Annotated in this window: 13 protein-coding genes; 6 read left to right on the top strand and 7 right to left on the bottom strand. The window is 41.4% G+C overall.

Annotation, left to right across the window (positions count from 1 at the left end; genetic code table 11):
* The first annotated feature begins 15 nt into the window (after positions 1-15).
* Positions 16-282: a TfoX/Sxy family DNA transformation protein gene (locus tag C2869_RS07765; RefSeq protein WP_108601010.1), complete on the top strand. Its 267-nt coding sequence runs from the start codon at positions 16-18 to the stop codon at positions 280-282.
* A gap of 45 nt (positions 283-327) precedes the next feature.
* On the opposite strand, the gene C2869_RS07760 is transcribed toward C2869_RS07765, so the two are convergent.
* From C2869_RS07760 to C2869_RS07735, 6 genes are all read right to left on the bottom strand, one after another.
* Positions 328-546, bottom strand: coding sequence for a DUF6500 family protein (locus tag C2869_RS07760; protein WP_108604896.1), 219 nt, complete (start codon positions 544-546; stop codon positions 328-330).
* A 481-nt stretch (positions 547-1,027) separates the two neighbouring features.
* The gene (locus C2869_RS07755) at positions 1,028-2,947 is read right to left on the bottom strand and encodes a sensor histidine kinase (protein WP_108601009.1); all 1,920 of its coding nucleotides are present in this window, start codon (positions 2,945-2,947) and stop codon (positions 1,028-1,030) included.
* Entirely contained in the window at positions 2,940-4,085 is a 1,146-nt protein-coding gene (locus tag C2869_RS07750) for a sugar ABC transporter substrate-binding protein (protein ID WP_159083949.1), read from the bottom strand. The genes C2869_RS07755 and C2869_RS07750 overlap by 8 nt, the downstream gene beginning before the upstream one ends.
* 307 nt (positions 4,086-4,392) lie before the next feature.
* Positions 4,393-5,892 carry a sulfatase gene (locus C2869_RS07745; protein ID WP_159083948.1) on the bottom strand — a complete coding sequence of 500 codons (1,500 nt, stop codon included), beginning with the start codon at positions 5,890-5,892 and terminating at the stop codon, positions 4,393-4,395.
* Positions 5,893-5,903: 11 nt separating this feature from the next.
* Positions 5,904-7,391 (bottom strand): sulfatase family protein, encoded by a 1,488-nt coding sequence (locus tag C2869_RS07740; protein ID WP_108601006.1) that lies wholly within the window; start codon positions 7,389-7,391, stop codon positions 5,904-5,906.
* 15 nt (positions 7,392-7,406) lie between these two features.
* On the bottom strand, positions 7,407-8,825 hold the full coding sequence (locus tag C2869_RS07735; RefSeq protein ID WP_159084095.1) for a sulfatase family protein: 1,419 nt from the start codon (positions 8,823-8,825) through the stop codon (positions 7,407-7,409).
* Between the two features lie 748 nt (positions 8,826-9,573).
* On the opposite strand from C2869_RS07735, the gene C2869_RS07730 reads away from it, so the two are divergent.
* From C2869_RS07730 to C2869_RS07710, 5 genes are all read left to right on the top strand, one after another.
* Positions 9,574-11,151: an alpha-galactosidase gene (locus C2869_RS07730; protein WP_199915638.1), complete on the top strand. Its 1,578-nt coding sequence runs from the start codon at positions 9,574-9,576 to the stop codon at positions 11,149-11,151.
* Between the two features lie 375 nt (positions 11,152-11,526).
* Positions 11,527-12,798, top strand: coding sequence for a nucleoside hydrolase-like domain-containing protein (locus C2869_RS07725; protein ID WP_159084094.1), 1,272 nt, complete (start codon positions 11,527-11,529; stop codon positions 12,796-12,798).
* Between the two features lie 35 nt (positions 12,799-12,833).
* Complete coding sequence (locus C2869_RS07720) at positions 12,834-14,048, top strand: family 43 glycosylhydrolase (protein WP_108602397.1); 1,215 nt, start codon at positions 12,834-12,836, stop codon at positions 14,046-14,048.
* A 259-nt stretch (positions 14,049-14,307) separates the two neighbouring features.
* Positions 14,308-15,276 carry a hypothetical protein gene (locus tag C2869_RS07715; protein WP_108602396.1) on the top strand — a complete coding sequence of 323 codons (969 nt, stop codon included), beginning with the start codon at positions 14,308-14,310 and terminating at the stop codon, positions 15,274-15,276.
* Positions 15,277-15,405: 129 nt separating this feature from the next.
* Positions 15,406-16,455 (top strand): CNNM domain-containing protein, encoded by a 1,050-nt coding sequence (locus C2869_RS07710; RefSeq protein WP_108602395.1) that lies wholly within the window; start codon positions 15,406-15,408, stop codon positions 16,453-16,455.
* Positions 16,456-16,544: 89 nt separating this feature from the next.
* On the opposite strand, the gene C2869_RS07705 is transcribed toward C2869_RS07710, so the two are convergent.
* Positions 16,545-19,190 (bottom strand): PKD domain-containing protein, encoded by a 2,646-nt coding sequence (locus C2869_RS07705; protein WP_108602394.1) that lies wholly within the window; start codon positions 19,188-19,190, stop codon positions 16,545-16,547.
* Positions 19,191-19,910 lie beyond the last annotated feature (720 nt).

Genomic DNA, 19,910 nt, shown 5'->3' with positions numbered 1-19,910 from the left:
TATAGCCGGTAAACAATGAAAAGACTTCGAGATCTAAAAGGCTTTGGCCCGAAAAGCGAGCAAATACTCGCGCAAGTTAACATTCATACTGTCGAAGATTTTATGGCAATAGACCCTTATGAGCTGTATCGACAATTAAAGCTAACCGTAAAGGGAACAGGGTTAAACTCAATTTATGCCATTATTGGAGCGCGTGAAAACAAACATTGGCAGGATGTGGCGAAACATCAAAAGTCAGCCATTCTAATGCGATTAGATGATATGGGGCTCGCACCTAAATAGGCTAGCTTACGAAAATAGTTTGTAATGTACGCCCTGTTTTGAGAATTAAAGTCCAGCTTCTATCATAGCTTTAATTTGTTTCGCTTTAACAAAATGGTCAAGCTGATGAATTTGGATCCACCAAGTCGCAGCTTCCATTAACAACTCAGGATTATCATTTTTATTGGCAAAAAAAGCATAAAATGACAACCCGACATTCTCCCCCTTTTTGGCTATTTTAGAATTACAGACTTCAATTATTTTTGTTCTAAGTTCGGCGTTCATAAAAGAAAGATAAATAGACAGCTTGAGTACAAAATCCATCGTTCAAGCGTAAAAGTTTCAAATATTAGGCAATATAGTAGCAAGAAACCAAGTTTGTAGCAGCTCCGCAGCTATTGTTGAAGTAAATTTCAACCTACATGGATGTAGAGAATATCTCTTGATCACAAGTTTCAGAAGCGCTCTTTTACGTTAAAAGGTTGAAATTTTATCACCCAGGCTTAGGAAAATACCCTCGTCATTCTCGCGCATGCGAAGAACCAGCGACTTTTGTTGGATAAACATAGTCTGGTTTAAGCAAAAGCCACTAGGTTCCTGCCGGCATGGATGCAGGCACTTAGGACTTGTCGGGAACAAAATTCTGTGCGGTGTAATTAAAGCCTTTAACGAATCAGCAGTTTCGAGCTTTCTACAAGGGATTCAACTGATTATTTCTTTCTGAAAAAATAATAAATACCCTTTGCAAGTTGGATAAAGAATCGTTTCACTCTTTAAGCGTTAGCGGTAATTCAAACACAAATGTTAGCCCCTGCCCTAGATCGCTTTTCGCTTCGACTTTTCCTTGTAGTTTTTGGGTGACTAAATTAAAAATAATATTCAACCCTAACCCAGAGCCGCCTTCATTTCTGAGAGTGGTATAAAAGGGCTCAAAAATCTTGTGCAAATCATCTTTATTAACTCCTTTACCTGAATCTTGATAAACAAAATGCAGCACATCTCCTTTGCAATGGTAGTCAAAACGAATGGTTGCGGGTTCTTCTATGGTTAAGCCATGACGCAATGAGTTAATCACCATATTTGAAATAATCTGTGCGTAAGCCCCTGGGTAACTAGTTAAGGTGAGATCCTGAGCACCATTGATTTCTATGCTTAGTTGATAACGCTTAGTTTCTGGATGCAAGCTATGCAGGACTTCATCAATATAATCTCTAAGATTAAAAGTGCGTAATTGCTCACTAGTAGAATCAACCGCAATCTCTTTGAAATGCTGGATCAATAATGAAGCTCGTTTAATATTGTTGAGGATAATGGCAAAGCCCTCATCCACTTTAGTAAAGTATATTTCCAATAACTTGCGCGTCATTTTGTCATTGGCGTAGGCATTTTCTAATGCCACTAAATCACTGTGCAATGACGTGCCCGCCGTTAAACAAATACCTAAAGGTGTGTTTATTTCATGAGCGACCCCTGCGACCAATTTTCCTAACAAAGACACTTTTTCGGTTTCAATTAAATGCTGTTGCGCCAAGGTTAGTTGTTTCATGGCTTCAGACAATTCATCGTTAGCGGCACTCAGCTCTTGCGTGCGTTCTTTTACTCGCCGTTCAAGGTTTTCATGCTCTATTTCTATTTTTTCCGCCATAGTGGCTAGCAAGGTAATAATTTGCTCGACTTCGGTAAAATAAACACCTGGCGATTGCGGTTTATAATCACCAGAAAAATACGCTTGCACTATATGGTGTAACACTTTGAGTGGCCGTAAAAATACCTGAGTAATAAACCATGCTACTAACATAAGTAAAATGAGAAATAGACTGGTCAACCACAAAAATCGCTCGGTCAATTCGCGAACAGGTTTAAACGCATGAGTTCGCTCATAATCAAAGTGTAAATTCAAATGATGCGGATAATCGGGAATACTGATCTGCGCCGTGACTGTTAATGCATCACTGGCTGGTTTGCTCACTTGGCTTAATAACTTTTGTTGTTGTAAATTTAACGCGACTAACTTGGCGTCGTTGTCCGCGGTTAATACGTCTTTTAATAAGTTTTCAATAGGTAGCATTCCAACCAAAATTCCTGTCAGCTTAGCGTACTGGTCGGCTTTAGCTAAATCACTTAAAAATAATGGCGCCATAAATACCAGCAAATATTCGCTTTGATAAACACTCGGCTTGCGGCTCTTTTTTCTTAAATCAGCCACTAAAGACGGCGCGTGCATAATCAAAGTAGTCGCTTGTGCTTGGTATCCTTGTTGGTATATCTGTTGGTAATGTCCATGAAGCTTTTCAGTAGACAATAACTCAGCATACAAAGGCGTAGCGGTGACCGTCCAATTGGCTTTATCAACTAACAAAATCGCGCTCATCATGTCTTGTTCAGCTAAAATCAATGCTAATTTTTCGCCCGCTTTATTGCCAAATGCGCCAGTATGGGCAGCTAAACTGGTCAAATTGTCTCGCGCAGCTTGTTGAAACTTAGTGTGCAAGGACGACAATTTAAAGCTAGTCAATTGCGTCATATTAGTGGTTTGCGCATTAAGCTTAGCCATGCGTTCTTGCGCTTGAATTTGACTAAATTCATCTACTAAATAAAAGCTGATAATTACCACAGGTAACACTGACAATAAAAACATTGCCAAAATTAATGCGCCGCGAAAACTGGGTAAGCTCGGATTATTCACTGTCGTTCCTTGATTTTATTTTTTGTTTTTCACGTAACGCCCGACGCTGCATGTATTTAGCGGCCTGCTCAGCACTCAACTCTCCAGTTATATACAACTCTAATCCTTTTTCTATGCTGTCCCAAACCGAAGCCATTTCAGTAGAAGAAGGCATAGCTTTACTTTGCCTTAATTGCTCAATAAACCATTGAAAGTTTTGTCCCCCTTGCTTAATTAAATCTTGCATGGCAGCTGAATGGGTCGGCATGGATTGCGTTTTATGATAGACACGATCAGCCACCGTTTTTGACTGCAAAAACTGGCTAAATTTGAACAGGGCTTGCTGTTTAGACGATGCAATGGATTGATTAGGAAACACAAGTAATAGCGCAGATTTCATAGAGACAATCCGCTTGCCTGCAACGGTTGGTAACAATGCAACGCCTAAATCATCACCCAGCTCGGCTGACATGCGCGCATATTCCCAATCCCCATTGATGGCATACGCATATTTACCGGTTAAAAACGATTCACGCGCGCAAATAAAACCACATTCAGGATCAAACACGCCATTTTGTGTACTTTCTTTAAAAAATTCTAAGGCTGCAATTGTGTGGGGGGAATTTAGATTTAAGTTATTGTTTACCGCAAAATCAGAATAAAACGCGTTTAAAAAACTGACAAAACCATAGGCGGAATAGTAGTCAAACGCCATAAACTGATATTGTTTAGCTAACGTTTTTGCTTGTTGCGTTAATTGCTGCCAATCCATAGCCGGCTGTTTGATAATTTGTTTGTTGTAATACAAAACAAGGTGATTACCATGCGTAAGAGGAATTCCATAAGCCTTGCCCTGTCTTTTAATAAAAAATTCCATCTCGGGCAATAAACTGTTAGCCAGCCAATTGTTGGGCACAGCTGAAAGCTTGAATATGTCTTTTATGCCAAGGTTGTCTGACTGAAACATAACCATTTCAGGTGCATCACCGGCCATCACACTTTGCGTTAATGACGGATTCAGCGTTTTCCACGGAATAACAGACACTTGGATCTGAATATCTGGCTGCTTTTCAGTAAATTCATCCACCAAGGATTGCCAAAATGCTTGGGTATAACCCTGACTGTGCCACAAATTTAGTTCAACTTTGGGTTGGCTCACTACCCATGGAGACCACAACAGCCCTATGCACAGCGAAAACAGTGAAAGTAGGACCGAAGTTTTGATATTCATCTATTCTTCTCCACTAAGAAGAGCAATCCACAAATCAGCAATGTACCTTCACGCTAACCGCTCATTATTTAGCCTGACAATGAGCAATTTGACGTTAATAATGAGTATAGAAGAATATTAGAATTACCAAAGATTATTGCTTAACCTTGGCGAAAAGTATTTTGTTGGTGCTGTGTTAGCGGGTGTAAAACCCGCCCTACAAAAACAGGTGTAAAACCCGCTAAAAAGCTAACTATTACCCACCCGGTCGATATTCCTTTTGCGGAATGACCACTTCAGGAATAAAAGTTTTTAGCTTGTCGATCACGGATTTATATTGCGGATCTGCAGCTAAATTATGATATTCCTCTGGATCTTGATGTTGGTTGTATAGCTCTTGGCTACCATCGCGGTATTGAATGTAATTCCATTTATCGAGCAATATGGCGTTGTTGCCTTGCTGATAAGTGATGATGGCTGGATGAGGCCAAGCTTGTTTGGGTTGCTGCATCAATGGTGCTAGGCTAACCCCGTCTAAATCATCTTTGCTCGGTGTTTGCATGAGTTCGATTAGTGTTGGGTAGATATCGATTAATGACACGGGATTATCGATAATAGCCGGCTTTACACCAGGTGCCTTGATAATAAATGGCGCCCCTGCTCCTTGCTTCCAAAAGGTAAACTTTTCCCAACGGTTTTTATGACCAAGCTGGAAACCATGATCGCTCCATAACACCAATACTGTGTTATCAGCATATTGGCTGTTATTAAACGCCTCAAGAATATGGCCTATCATGGCATCTGCGAATGTTGTACTTGCTAAATAGCCTTGCACTGCACGCTTCCACTCCTCTGGCCTGCTCATCACTAATTTAGCAAAGCCGCTTGACCAGTTATGTTGCGCGATATTTGGGATATCCTGCATATCATCGGCTGGTACGTCTGGTAGCTTAATATCCTCAAGTGGATACATATCAAAGTACTTTTGCGGTGCTAATTGCGGTGAATGCGGGCGAAAAATACCACAGGCCAAAAAGAACGGCTTATCGTGTGTTTTTTCCAAGTAGTCAGCACAGTATTTGGCAGTATGATAATCACCGGTTTGTTCATCGGTTTGTTGAATTGGCCCCCATATTCCATGCTTACGGATATAAGGAATAATAGGCAAACCTTCGTACTCTGCTATACCGCCATGCCATTTGGCCCAACCTTGTTCGTTGACATAGTCTTGATAACCGCCAGTTCCTGTTGGTCCAGCCTCTTGATAATCCCAAGAAATATCATCTGACATCACTGCCGGTTTGGCTTTTTGACCTCGCGGATGATGAAAGATTTTACCGGCGGCGGTCGCTTCATAACCCAATTTACGGAAATACTGCGGCATGGTCACTTTATCTTGACCACCTGGTAGGGTTCTAAAATTGGTTTCGTTTAGATAAGCACCTGTCGTTTCCGAGCGTTGCCCTGTCATCACGGCAACACGCGAAGGGTTACATGCCGGAACCGCTGAATAGGCATTACGGAAAAAAGAGCTTTGCGCGGCAAGTTGATCTAAGTTTGGAGTGATGGCCGGGCCTCCCCAAGCACCGCCCCAATTATTAAGATCATCAATCGCGATCATTAATACATTAAGCGGTTTATCTGGCTTGGTATTGTTCGCCGTTACTGTTTCGTCTTTAGCAATTAGTTGGCAACCAACCAAGGACAAAGCCGTTACGCTTAACGCTAACGACCTAGTAAATAATTTATTCAACATATGTATTAACCTCATTCGTAATCCCACTTGTAGACCCAAGGATCTTTGGTTGATTTTTGAAAGGCTTGCAGCTTTTGAATAAGCTCAAATTTAATTTTTTGATAATCGGCATCGTCGGCTAAGTTGGTTGCTTCAACACCCTGCTCGACTTTAGGACGCATATCGTAAAGCTCGAACTTTGGTCGATGTAAGTACGCTTCGACAGTACGCGCACCAAAGTGAGTTAAGTTGCGGGCCATGGTGCTTTGCCAAGTGCTAGACACTTGTAGATCGGAAGCAAACGGGTATTGCAAACCAGAAGCAATATTCCAAATTAACTTGTAATCTCGGGTTCGAATCGAACGCATTGGATAGTACATAGTGATCTCATGAAAGGTGTGTGAGCCGTACACTTGATCAAAACCATGCGTTTTTTGCGGATCTGCTAACACGTCGGTAAATGACTTACCGTGAAAGTCTTCAGCTTGATAGTTAACTTGAGCCAAACTTAATATGGTTGGCGTTAGATCTGGCCAACTCACCATAGCTTGGGTTGTTGTGCCGGCATGTTTATCGTTTGCCCCCGCGGGTTTAATCACTAATGGCAATCTTGCGCCCGGATCATAAAGTGTGGTTTTGGCACCCGGCATCGCCGTGCCATTATCTGACAAATAAAAAATTACCGTATTGTCATACATATCAGCTTGTTTAAGCAGCGATACTAACTCGCCCATAGTGTCATCTACCCGTGATACCGACTGATAATACTCGGCTAATTCGCGGCGCGTTTCCGGTGTATCAGGCAAATAATGCGGCACTATGACTTCTTTTGGATCATAGTCGAGGCGTTTAACACCTAAGCCTTTGTCGTCGGGGGCATTACCAAAGGTATTGTCGCCGGTGCTATTGGTACTGTGGTCTCTATGGGGATCGTTAGTCGCTAAATACAAAAAGAATGGCTTTTTCGACTTGGCATTGATTAGTGGTTTAGCCGCTGTCGCCATGCCGACACTATTTCGCGAACCATCTTTAGATTGATCTTTAACTTTTAAATACTGCTCAAACTTATACACCGCGCGTGGGCCAATATGATATTTGCCGACTTGTGCAGTACGGTAGCCAGCTTCACTCAAACGCACCGGCAAGCTTTTTACCGTATTAAAGGTATTAAAGTGATGATAAGAATGGTTGTGGCCATACTGACCATTGGCATGATTATGTTGACCGCTTAAAATAACCGAACGACTGGCACTACAGCTCGCGCTGGTTGCGTAGGCATGGTCAAATTTAATCCCCTCTTTAGCTAATTGATCTAAATGCGGTGTACGTATTTTATCATTACCATATGCACCAAAAGCCTCACGGCCATGATCATCGGCAACCATTAATATGATATTGGGGCGATTATCGGCCCAACTATTCAGACTCACTAACAGACAAGAAACCAAAGCACCTAAGCGAGAACCTTGTCGTATATTGTAACTCTGAATAAAACGTGAAAAGCGTGTGCTTGCTTTCATTTAAAACCTCAGACGTTATTCATGAATTAATTTGATCGCCCACGGATCCTGCGTTTGGGTGACAAATTGTTTGATTTTATTTTTATATTTATTAAGTGTGGTTTGATGCTTTGCTCGATAAGCTAGGTTGTTGACCTCTAATGGGTCATTAATCAGATCATAGAGTTCGTATTCGGCGCGGAATTTATAGTCTTGTACTAAACGCTGACCTAGGTGAGTGACACCTGATTCACGGATCGCATAATTAGTACTGGAATCCCAAACATTCCAACCCGTTGGATATTCCAAGCGATGGGCAATATTCCAAATGAGCTTGTAACGTTTATCACGCACTGCGCGCATTGGATAATACATGGTGATTTCATGAAAATTATGTGAGGCGTATACTTCTGAAAAATCGTCCGTATTTTTACCATTCAAAACGGTTTTAAAACTGCGGCCATTAAAGCTGTCGGCTTTATATTTTACCCCCGCTAAATCCAATAAAGTGGGCGTTAAATCGACCCAAGACACCAAGGCATCATCTATTTTGCCTTGGCGCTGAATGCCAGGTACGTGCATTAATAAAGGTAAACGAATGCCGGTGTCGTAAAGCGTCGTTTTGGCATTTGGCATCGGCGTGCCATTGTCAGATAAAAACAAGATTATGGTGTTCTCAAACACGCCTGCCTGTTTCAAATTTTGAATTAAACGACCAAAGCCTTGATCAATACGCGAGATCGATTCATTAAACTCAACCATTTCGTCACGAATTTGCGGTAAATCAGGCAAGTAGTTAGGAATACCGACTTCACTTGGCTTTTGCCTAAATGGCTTTACACCGGGATAACCGCCTTTACGATTACCAAAGCTATTGGCTTTATCAAATTGATGTGGAGCTGCACGATGCGGATCGTTTGGCGCTATATATAAAAAGAAAGGCTGCTGTTTACCTGCTTCCCCTTCAGCTTTAACAAAGCTCATGACCTCATCAGCCATTTCAACTAAGCTGCGCCCAGAGGCAAAACCCGATTTAGTTTTGCCCGATAGTACCTGATCAAACTGATATACCTCAGCTGGGGCGAGATGATATTTACCCACTCGTGCAGTGCGGTAACCTTCTTGCGTCAAACGATTCGGCAACGACAAGGTATTATCAAAACTAGAAAAATGATGCTTGCCATGCGCGTGGCCATACATACCGTTTACATGACCATGCTGACCGGAAAGTATATTGGCACGACTAACAGCACAACTAGAGGCTGAGGCAAACGCATGAGTAAAGTAAACGCCTTGCTTAGCAAAGCTATCTAAATGTGGTGTCGGAACATCTTTACCACCATAAATGCCCAAGGTTTCTAACCCTTGGTCATCAGTTACATAGATAATGATATTGGGCTTATTTACTGGTTTAGCTAAAACTTGCGGTATCCCGACAAAGGCAAAAAGGCTCAAGGTTATAGCCAGCAGTGCCTTAAACCTGAATGTAAGTTGTTTGGCTTTTTGCCTTATAAAAATTCGCTTTATCACAACATAGCCTCGTTATTGTTTAGGTTAACAATGCCCTTCAGACTGAGCGCGAAGCAGTCGAAGTCTTGTTACTTTTTCAATTAAAAACACTTCGACAAGCTCAGTGTGAACTTATTTATGAAGCACTCTTTTAGGTCGCATTAACCGGAAATACTCAAATACACAAAACTACCCACCGCAAAACACGCTTATCAAGCATCATGCTTACAAATAGCAGGTTTTATTGTTCTACCTATTCAACCCAATTTGGCGGTGGTTGAATTTGCATCCAACTGAACGCTTGTGTTATTCGACGTACACGTCGAACCTACAACACCTTGCTAGCGCGTCGTGTACGTCGCATTAACCGGAAATACTCAAATACACAAAACTACCCACCGCAAAACACGCTTATCAAGCATCATGCTTACAAACAGCAGGTTTTATTGTTCTACCTATTCAACCCAATTTGGCGGTGGTTGAATTTGCAACCAACTGAACGCCTGTGTTATTCGACGTGCACGTCGCATTGTCGAGGCAAGCCTCGACCTACAGACTTGTTAACCAATTGTTTGCACTTCTTAACTAAAATAATTTGATAAACACCAAACTTATTTGTATTATTATATAACATTCACAAATTAGCAACACGATATATACTTCACACACGTATATAAAACCGAACGGGGACTTTATGAATTTATTAACCACCATTTCGGCAGTTTCGGCGCTTTCATTGGCAGTGCTTACTGGCTGCAATATGACAAGCTCAGAAACATCGAGCCAAGTTAGTTCGCCTGCTGCACAAGACAACACAACTAGCTTGTTAACTAAAGTGGCAGAAAAGCCACCGTTAGGTTGGAACAGTTTTGATGCTTGGGATAGTCGCGTAACTGAAGAAGACTACCGTAAAACAGTAGATTTTATGGCAGAGAATTTACTTGAGCATGGTTGGGAATATGCCGTTATCGACTATATATGGTGGAACCCTGAACCGGGTGCGTACAATACTAAAGACAGCTATGTTCGCCGTGTTGGTCACCCGAACATTCGTTTAAATGAAGATGGGTCAATGAAATACCCTGAAGCGGTAACACTTGATGAATATGGTCGTTTACAACCCGCTCCTGAACGCTTCCCGTCATCTGCTGGTGGTAAAGGCTTTAAGCCATTAGCTGATTACGTGCATAGCAAAGGTATGAAATTTGGTATTCATATTATGCGTGGTATGCACCGCCAAGCTTGGTATTTAGATACGCCAATCAAAGGTACAGATAAAACCGCACGTGACATTGGTAAATTTAATGATCACGCCGGTTGGTTAAACAATATGTTCGGTATTGATCAACGTAACGAAGGCGCGCAAGAGTTTTACAATGCTATGTTCGAGCAATACGCTGAATGGGGCGTAGATTATATTAAAGCTGACGACATGATGGGTTCATGTGGTGCACCTTTCCACAGCTATTTCGCTGGCGAAATCGAAATGATGCGTAAAGCGATAGATAACTCAGGGCGTCCTATGGTGTTAAGTTTATCTTGTGGTGAAGCACCAATTGCTCATGCTAATCACTTAGAAAAAAATGCCAACATGTGGCGTGTTTCTGCCGATTTCTGGGATCGCTGGGAAGATTTAAGTCGTAGCTTCCAGTTATTAGATAAATGGTCGCCGTTTATTGGTGGTGGTACTTGGCCAGACGCTGACATGATCCCATTTGGTCGTTTATCGCTTGATGATAGACCGCATGGTAAAGAGCGTATGTCTAAATTCACTACCGACGAAAAATATAGCTTGATGACCTTATTTAGCATGGCACGTTCACCGTTAATGATAGGTGCCGAGCTAACCACAACTCCGATGGAAGAAATTAAAACCTTCTTCAAAAATGACGAAGTGCTTTACGTAAACCAAAACAGTACTAACAACCGTCAAATTATCCGTGTTGACCAAGAAACAGATAAGAAAGGTGATAAAGACGCCTATTATGCGGCTTGGTATGCTGAAGACCCAGCAAACGGTGACAAGTTTATTGCACTATTCAACTTAGGCTCGAAAGCCAAAGAAGTCGGCTTTAAGTTTGAAATGGAAGATATGCGCGGTGCTTACAAAGTTCGTGACCTTTGGGCACAGAAACAAATAGGTGAAGCTGAAGTTAAATTCTCGGTTGAACTACCACCACATGGCGCGGGCTTATATCGCTTCTCACGTATTCCAGGTTCATCTGAAGCTTGGGTACCACCAACAGGCAAGCGTAAGCATAACAACCAATAATCACGAATCTAAGCCGAGCCAAACCCGCTCGGCTTTTTATTTTTAGAGTTAATTTAATTTCTTTGTAGGGTCGGTTTTATACCGACAAAGACACGAACTCAAAAGATAGCAAGTGTTTTTGAAAACGGAGAACAGTTGAATTCCTTGTAGGTCGAAGCTGCTGCTTCGTCAAAGGCAAAAATACGACGCGAGCGTCGAACCTACAAAAATTCCCCTACATCCGTGTAGATAATTTATTTCAACGACGGCAGTGAAGCTGCTAACGACTTGGTTTTCAGCTGCAACATTGCTTTATGTTCTCAACCTTTGTCGACCCACCAAAAGTAGGCGCTTTAAGCGAGGGTCGACCTACAATAAAAATTTTAGGAGATGCCTATGTCTATTCGCATCCTTTTGTCTTTATGTGCTTGTTTAACGCTAGCTAGCTGTAGCAACGTAAATAAGCCATCACAAATGACTAGCGATAAACCCAACGTCTGGGTATATAGCGATTTATCCGACCCTCGCGATAGACGTAGCGGTGGTCACCCACAAACCGATCCCGATGACATAGTATCGCTGGCATCATTTTTACTTAACGCAGATCGATTTAACATCGTTTCAGTAGTTGTCGGTTCAACTAATCGTATAAACCTGCAAAATCCCATGCCTTTTGTCGAGCAGACTTTTGTTAATGCTTATCGTTCAGATATTAAACGCTTACAACAACAGTTCCCAAATGCACAATCCGAAATTAATTTTCAATGGTCAAGTTTAACCCAAAAAACCAATCCACATCAGTTTAACCCTAAGCGTGACTACTCAGATTTATCCGAATTTAATACGGTAAAACAATTAATCAATTTCGCTAAAAACAACCCTGTAGCAGTGTTATCTTGGGGGCCAATCACAGAGCCTGCGATTGCCATTAAGCATTTGTTAGATACTGGCGATCACAAGACATTAAGCAATATCACAGTCATTTCACACTGGACTAAATCTCAGCTTTCACAAGGTAGCGTTGAGCAACCGTTTAAAGTGGCAAACTGTTGGGATGATTACCCTGCCTGCGACTATATGCATCAAATCGCATTAAAAGAGCCTAACGTTAAATTTATCGAAGTGGGCTCGGCTGGGCAAAAAGGCTTGGTTAACGGTTCAGTTAACTTTGAGCAAATGGAACAATTTGAAAACAGTCGCCTAGGTCAGCTATTTTTACGAGGTAAGTTCTATTACGGCAAGCCAGATCAAAGCGATGCAGCGACCCATTGGTTGCTAACTAACTTATACCCGGTCAATACCCAAACCTATCCTAACGATGGCAGCTTAAGCATTGACCAAGAGCGCGACAATGTTAAGCGATTCTATGATGCCGCACCGGCGATGATGCAAGATTTAGCACAGCGAAATAACGCAGCAGCAGGTAGTCCATTTACCAAAGAACACCTAAGCGAGTTTTTTACCTATGTGTATAAAAAGAAAGGTAAGTACGAGGTTTACGCCCCCTACGCTGATATGAATTATCAAGTTTTTGATAATTCAGGAGCTGAAGTCAAAAACGGTAAATTCAGCTTTGGTAACCAAGAGTTACAAATCCCTGTTAAAGCCGAAAAATCTTACCAAGTTGTTGTCAGCTATGGTGATTGGCAAAAACAGTATTGGCTATAAAAACCTAAACAAACTAAAAGAAAAAAGAACCAAGCATGAATAAATTAACCACACTATCTGTCGCCCTGATAACGAGCCTGCTTAGTGCCTGTCAACTCAATATTTCTGGACCAAACTCTGCTGATTCAAGTACTGCTAACCCGTCCTCCGCAAATAAACCCGCTAGTACGGGAATGGCAACAGAAAAAGCTATTCAAGCAACAATGGCACCGCCACTTACCGGCCCTAATATTGTACCCAAACAATTTATAGCCTCTGCCGAGCAACGACAGCAATTGGCTGAACGAAAACAAGCCGTACAATTTTTTAACGGCTTATTTTTACGTGATCCTTATATTATGCTCGGGCCTGATGATTACTACTATTATACAGGCACCCGCCTAGACAGAATTGAAGGCGGTGATCCCAATAATCATTTAACTGAAGGGGTTGAAATTTGGCGCAGTAAAGACTTACTAGACTGGCAGTTACTCGGCGTGCCATTTAGATTTGCTAATTTAAGTTGGAAAGACGAACTTAGCGAACGCGGCAAAGCATTGGGACGTAAACCCATGATGTGGGCGCCGGAGCTCCACTACATAAACAACAAATGGGTGATCACTCATACAACTAGCGTGAAACGCGCCAACTTATTAATTGCCGACAACCCAATGGGCCCTTATGCTGAACCTTACCCTGGTTCTAGTTTTGGCCACCGTCACGATCCAACTTTTTTTGTCGATGATGACAACAGCGTATATTTACTCAGTAAAGCGTATGAAGTTACGCCAATGCAACCCAGTTTAGATCAATTCGCCGGACCATCATTTAGAGTAGACCCAGCCAATCGTAAGATAGGTCATGAAGGCTTATCTATGGTGAAAATTTTTGACAAGTATGTCATTTTTGGTACGGGTTGGAGTACTGATAAAATGCGCCATGGCAGCTACAATATGTATTATGCTACAGCCGATAATCTGCAAGGCCCATACAGTGACCGAAAATTTTTAGGGCGTTTTTTGGGTCATGGAACACCTTTCAAAGACAAACAAGGTAATTGGTGGGTAACGGCGTTTAAAAACGGCAATGTCTATAGCCACGAGCAAATCAAACATCTAACCAATCAAGCTGACAAAGCCATCACCCCAATGAGCAGTGGTTTTATGTTAGTACCGATAGAACCCAAACTAGATACAAAGGGGGATGTATATTTTGACGTGCTTGATGAGAGGTATAAATATCCAGGGCCAGAAGAGGTGCAACAGTTTTAACAATATCTGTTTGGCGTAAAAACATAGTAATAAAACCGCTAGGCTATTATTTATGTAAAATGTGGCGCAGTTACCTAACTGCGCCAGTTTCTACACAGAAGTTGCGCAATTTTGCAAAGTACTAAATAGTGATAAATACGCTACAATAACTATAACTCGATCCAGCGCGCACTGTGCTCTGGAACAGTGACTTTAAATAAATTGATAAAATATTTAACTGAATAAAAGGATTTTTTAAAATTTAGAATAAGCGATATAAATGATCAATAGCACCAAACCTTGCAAACCAGTAAAACAATTGACACAGGTAGGTGTATTATTCGTTTGGCTGCTAACTTTAACCAGTCAAATTGCCTATGCGCAACAACCTGAAATATTTGTTCATATGGCAGCAATGGACAGCAAAGACCAGCGCAATCAATACGAAATTGAACTATTACAATTAGCGCTTAGCCTTACCCAAGACCAACACCCAACCCCGTTTAAATTACAACCGACCCATCAAGCCGACCAATCGGGTCAAACCCACGTCAATTTAAAGCGAACAGAGGTGTTAGCAATTAAGGGATTTTACGGCCACAACTTTTTTATTAAGTTTTCAGCACGCAACGATCTCTTAAAACAACTGCATGCCGTTGAGTTTCCACTTGAGCGTGGCATTGTCGGTTATCGAGTCAGCTTTGTGGCTAACAACAATAATCTCAAACCACCTAATGATTTAGTGCAATTATCACGACATCGCACAGTACAAGGTATAGGTTGGCTAGATACACAAATTTTGAAACACAATGGAATTAACGTATTCACCGTATCTAAGTACGATAACATGTTTGCCATGATCGCCAGTCAACGCGCTGAATATTTTTTTAGAGGGGCTAACGAATGGCTACACGAGTACCGAAATTTTAAACCTAAGTACCCCAAACTAGTACTCGAACAAAACATTGCACTGCACTACCCCATGCCTCGTTTTTACTTTACAGCAAAAGACAACATAGCTAATGCTCAGCGTGTTATGCGCGGCTTGAAGCTAGCGTATGAATCTGGCAAATTTCAGCAACTATGGTTCAACTACTACGGCGAAAGTATTAAGCGTACGCGCCTTAGCCAAAGACATATAATAGAGCTAGATAACCCTTTTATTCATGAAATTGATCCTCAGTACCAACAATACAATTTCGATATAGCTGAATTACGCGATTTAGAGGCCAATTCAGTCAGTGAATAATTATGTCGTTTGAAGGGGCTTAGATATCATTCTTTAGGCTAAAGCAAAGCCCCTAAAAATCAGGCGTTTACTTAAGCTCTCGCAAATGCTAAGAATAGTCAGGTTAATTAACGGAATTATATAATCATCATGACATTATTATTTATCTACTTAGCCGTAGCCATTGGCGTGTCTTTTTTATGCTCCATACTTGAAGCTGTATTGCTATCGGTTACCCCCAGCTATATTGAAAAAATGAAAAGCGAAAGTCCGCGTGCGGGTAATCAATTGATGCAAACCAAAAATAGCATGGATGAATCCCTTTCCAGTATTTTAATACTCAACACTTTTGCCCACACCATGGGCGCAGCGGGTGTTGGTTCACAAGCCGTTCAAGTATTTGGTCATGAATGGGAAACCTTAATTGCTGTATTATTAACCTTGGTTATTCTTTATTGTTCAGAGATCATTCCCAAAACCCTAGGAGCGACCTTTTGGCAGCGATTAGCGATTCCATCGGCATTTGTTATTTCTGCTCTGGTAAAAATAGTTTACCCATTAGTTTGGGTTTCTACAGGTATCACCAAGTTATTTAGCAAAAACGCAGACAACGAAATTACACGCGATGAAATCATCGCATTAGCCTCACTTAGTCATAAAGACGGCGTCCTGTTTTCACAAGAAAACGCTTATCTTTCCAATGTACTCACACTACGCGATAAAACCACAGACCAAATATTAACCCCACGCACTGTTGTCCATATGCTAGATGAAAACACCACAGTGACCGAAGCGCTCAACAATCCAGATACGGGACAATTTAGCCGGATCCCCGTATATGCGGATAACAAAGACAATGTCACTGGCAAAGTCATTCGTATTGACCTATTTGACGCAGAGCGAAATGGTAAAGGCAACGATCCCATTGCTAACTACATAAAACCCATTTTTCGGGTTTCAGATAAATTATCTGTCCATAAATTGCTCGACCTATTTATTAAGCGCAATGCCCATTTATTTTTAGTTGAAGATGAATTCGGTCAAACAGAGGGGGTGGTCACCTTAGAAGATGCAATCGAAACCCTAATTGGCCGTGAAATAGTCGACGAACGCGATCCGGTTGAAGATATGCAGGCACTCGCTAAAAATAAATTCCGCGATAGATTACGTGAAGCGAAAGACAATGGAGAGCCAGAATAAAATTACCTTAATCATTAAAAGCAAAACTATTAAGGTTCCATTTATATGAAGTCCTCAATAGGCTTGCTTTAAATATCATTTTAGTCGAATTATTCGAAATTCACGTCACTGGTGTTATCGGTTTGCAACTTATCAAATAAACCTATAGTGCTGGCATTGTCGTTTGTTATTAACGCACCATTGATATTGAAATTTTTAAAGCGAATATTTTTGATACTGCCATTACCGTTATTAAAATCTTCAATTGCATTTAATAATAGTGAGCTTTGCAGTTGCCCATTACCACCTATGGTTTGGCCATTAAGCTTCTCGTTCTTAATACTGACTAACTCGTTATAAGTCGGCATGTAATCGACATGAATATTTTCAAACAGCCAGTTGTCATAAGATTGGTTAGGGTAAAACTCATTTCTTAAATAAATGACACGAGATGTCGGCCCCTCCATCCAAACATTACGTAAGGTAATATCCGAAATTTTACCCGTTCGTGAGTCTCCGGCTGGACGCTCTGTCAGGTTGGCTAAACCACGGTTTTTATTTAAACCTGTCCATTCGGTATGCAGTACATGAATATTTTCAATCAACACATTTTTAACGGTTTTAGGGAACCAACCAAACTGAAACATGCCGCCGTTATCCATTTGCCAAACAACACAATCTTTAATAACCGCATTTGAGTGATAAATTTTAAAAGCATCATCCATAGGCGACACAAAACAGTCCGTCATCTCGGTACCTGTGCCCACGTCAAAGCCATCATTGTTATAACGCCAGTTACCTAGCATTTTAATATTGCTGATTTTTGCCCATGAATTATTGCTATCTGCCTCAGCACCGAACACATAAAACGAGCCATTAACCAAGGTCAGGCCTTCCACCGTTAGCTCGTCCTGTTCTGCATCCAGCAGCTTGATGCCTTCTCTTGGACAACCATCAGAGTAACCATCACTATTGACGCACACACGCTCTGATAGTGGTAATGTGCTGCCCACATAGTATTTGGTTTTATCCGCTCGCCACGGAAATTTTTCACCTGAAATAACCCCTCGCCCCGATATGGTGTAGCCTTTGCTTGGTCCAGCATTGTGATCAGCATTAATCGCCCCCATCACATACGCACCGCCAGCTAAATAGACTTGTTTTACGTTAGATGGCACTTGCCAATAACTAATGTTATGCGTTCCTGGAGCGAAATAAACAACCTGCTTCGTTTTAGCTACTTCCCGATCAAATACATCGCCATTTTCAACCACATAAGTCGTGTTTGCGCTTTTATCTGGTACTGGCGCAATATCTTCTCGCTCAGTTCGATCAGCAAATAGCAGTAACGCATCCAAAGGAATATCTTTTAACGGTGCATAGCGATTATCTTTAAACTCTACCGATAACTTACGGTTAGATTGCAATACACGGATTTTGATTGTTTTAGCGGCTAGGTCTTTTTCTATGATTTGATAAGCCACACCAGCCAACGCAGTTGGGCGCACTAAAATATCGGTTACCGAGCCAGCATCAGCTAGCTTTTCAATAGTGACATCGACTGATGTTGCCGCTGCATCGAATGAAAACTGTGACCAAGCAAAAGATCGATTAGTGTCACGATATGAGTCGGCGCCATCTTTTGTACCTGGCTTTATTTTTGGCGACATAGCAGCAATCGGTGGGATGGTTTGCAACACGGTTAACGATTTACCATCAATACTCACGTCAAATTTGTCTGATAAATCTTCGCTTGGTAACTCACCAAAGGTGTAAATTTGTAAATCCGTCGTTCGATCAGGCTCAGCTATCGCCAAAGAAGCTTTAACGTTAACCGTAATAACATCGCTAGTCGTTAAACCTTGTATATCAGTTGCCGTTAATGTGAACGAAAGTAAAGTTTCTTCGGTAACTAAAGGGGCGACAAATTCAGTTTGGCTCGATTTGGGATCCAATATTTGCACGGCAGGGCCACTCGTTTGCTGCCATTGCACAGCTTGCAACCCATTTTCAGGGTCCGTCACGGTTCCGCTTAACGTAACTTGTTTGCCTGAAATGGCATCCTGATCAGCTCCTGCATCGACCACAGGTGCGGCATTAACCCAGCGTGCAAAAACGGTCATTAAATCCGTTGCTTTTGCGCCGTCGTTATCTGTCACTTCAACCATTAAAGTTAGCTGTGTATCGACATTAATATTTGGCAATGTAAACATCGGCTCAGCAGCATTAGGATCAGAAAATTGCCCTATATCTCCTGAAACTTGACTCCAACGGTAACTAACAGTCCCGTCTTTATCATTGCCAGTTGCTACCAATTGTATGGTCTGCCCTTCATCACCGTGCTGGTCATCTCCTGCTGACACAGTAGGAACCTGATTGACTTTTTTAACCAAAACACTAACTTGTTGGCTACTGCTAGCCCCCACATCATCTGTCACCGTTAAACGAAATACTAGACTTTCATCCGCATCAATATCTGGTGCCGTAAATTGAATTGTTGAGGTATTACCCCCACTAACAGACATTTGTTTACCTGATATTTGCTGCCAATCATAGCTTTGTATGGTGCCGTCACTATCGCTGGCGGTCGCGTTAATAACAACAGGACTGTTTTCATTAACCGTTTGGTTTGATACGACGATGGTAGGTGCTTGATTTTTACTTTCATTAGAACTATCAGAACCGCCACCACCACACGCGGTTAGAGCCAGCATAGCTAAACTTGCCATGCCACGATAATTGAAAAAATTTTTCATGTGCTACCTTTAAATATTGATAGGAACCACGCGAATTTATTTTGTGTGTGCGGTAATACCTATCACTGAGTTTTGTTGTTATGTGTTTTATCTAGATTCTTATTGGCCGATATTGCTAGTTGTTCTAAACATCACACCACACCGAAAAACGGCCCTACTGATTCATCGCCTTGTGTAATCAAACCCTGCTTCACTTGGCTAAGTGACTGCGCTTTACAAAAATAAAATCGCCCTGGTTACAAATTAAATTTAACTCTTACAAAAACGGCAATTAAGCGACCTTTATTTGAATAACCTCAGCTCTGTGGCTGTTCAGAACAACAGAACAATATCAATCTGTTTATCATTTCACTTACTTTAATATTAATATAATACAAATATAAAAATTAATGAACATGTTTGTTTAAAATTTAACAAATCAAACGGGCTTATTTGTAAAGGTTTATGCACTCTGCAAGTGCAGAGTGCATAAGTTACCAAGTGTTAGCGTGTATTAAACCCGCCCTACAATTGGGGTTTGCAGGTTGTCGGATATTTAACGTAAAGCTCCGAAAACTATATTTCGTAGGGCAGGATTTACTCCTGCAAATACAGAGTGCATAAGTTACCAAGTGTTAGCGGGTATAAAACCCGCCCTACAATTGGGGTTTGCAGGTTGTCGGATATTTAACGTAAAGCTCCGAAAACTATATTTCGTAGGGCAGGATTTACTCCTGCAAA

The sequence above is a fragment of the Saccharobesus litoralis genome (assembly GCF_003063625.1).
Taxonomy (GTDB): Bacteria; Pseudomonadota; Gammaproteobacteria; order Enterobacterales; family Alteromonadaceae; genus Saccharobesus; species Saccharobesus litoralis.
The sequence above is the reverse complement of the archived record's forward strand: the minus strand, read 5'-3'. Positions and strand labels throughout refer to the sequence as shown.

Coding starts and splice junctions, on each gene's coding strand:
- C2869_RS07765 (WP_108601010.1), top strand. CDS start 16: ATGAAAAGACTTCGAGATCTAAAAGGCTTTGGCCCGAAAAGCGAGCAA.
- C2869_RS07760 (WP_108604896.1), bottom strand. CDS start 546: ATGAACGCCGAACTTAGAACAAAAATAATTGAAGTCTGTAATTCTAAA.
- C2869_RS07745 (WP_159083948.1), bottom strand. CDS start 5,892: ATGTTGAATAAATTATTTACTAGGTCGTTAGCGTTAAGCGTAACGGCT.
- C2869_RS07740 (WP_108601006.1), bottom strand. CDS start 7,391: ATGAAAGCAAGCACACGCTTTTCACGTTTTATTCAGAGTTACAATATA.
- C2869_RS07730 (WP_199915638.1), top strand. CDS start 9,574: ATGAATTTATTAACCACCATTTCGGCAGTTTCGGCGCTTTCATTGGCA.
- C2869_RS07725 (WP_159084094.1), top strand. CDS start 11,527: ATGTCTATTCGCATCCTTTTGTCTTTATGTGCTTGTTTAACGCTAGCT.
- C2869_RS07720 (WP_108602397.1), top strand. CDS start 12,834: ATGAATAAATTAACCACACTATCTGTCGCCCTGATAACGAGCCTGCTT.
- C2869_RS07715 (WP_108602396.1), top strand. CDS start 14,308: ATGATCAATAGCACCAAACCTTGCAAACCAGTAAAACAATTGACACAG.
- C2869_RS07710 (WP_108602395.1), top strand. CDS start 15,406: ATGACATTATTATTTATCTACTTAGCCGTAGCCATTGGCGTGTCTTTT.
- C2869_RS07705 (WP_108602394.1), bottom strand. CDS start 19,190: ATGAAAAATTTTTTCAATTATCGTGGCATGGCAAGTTTAGCTATGCTG.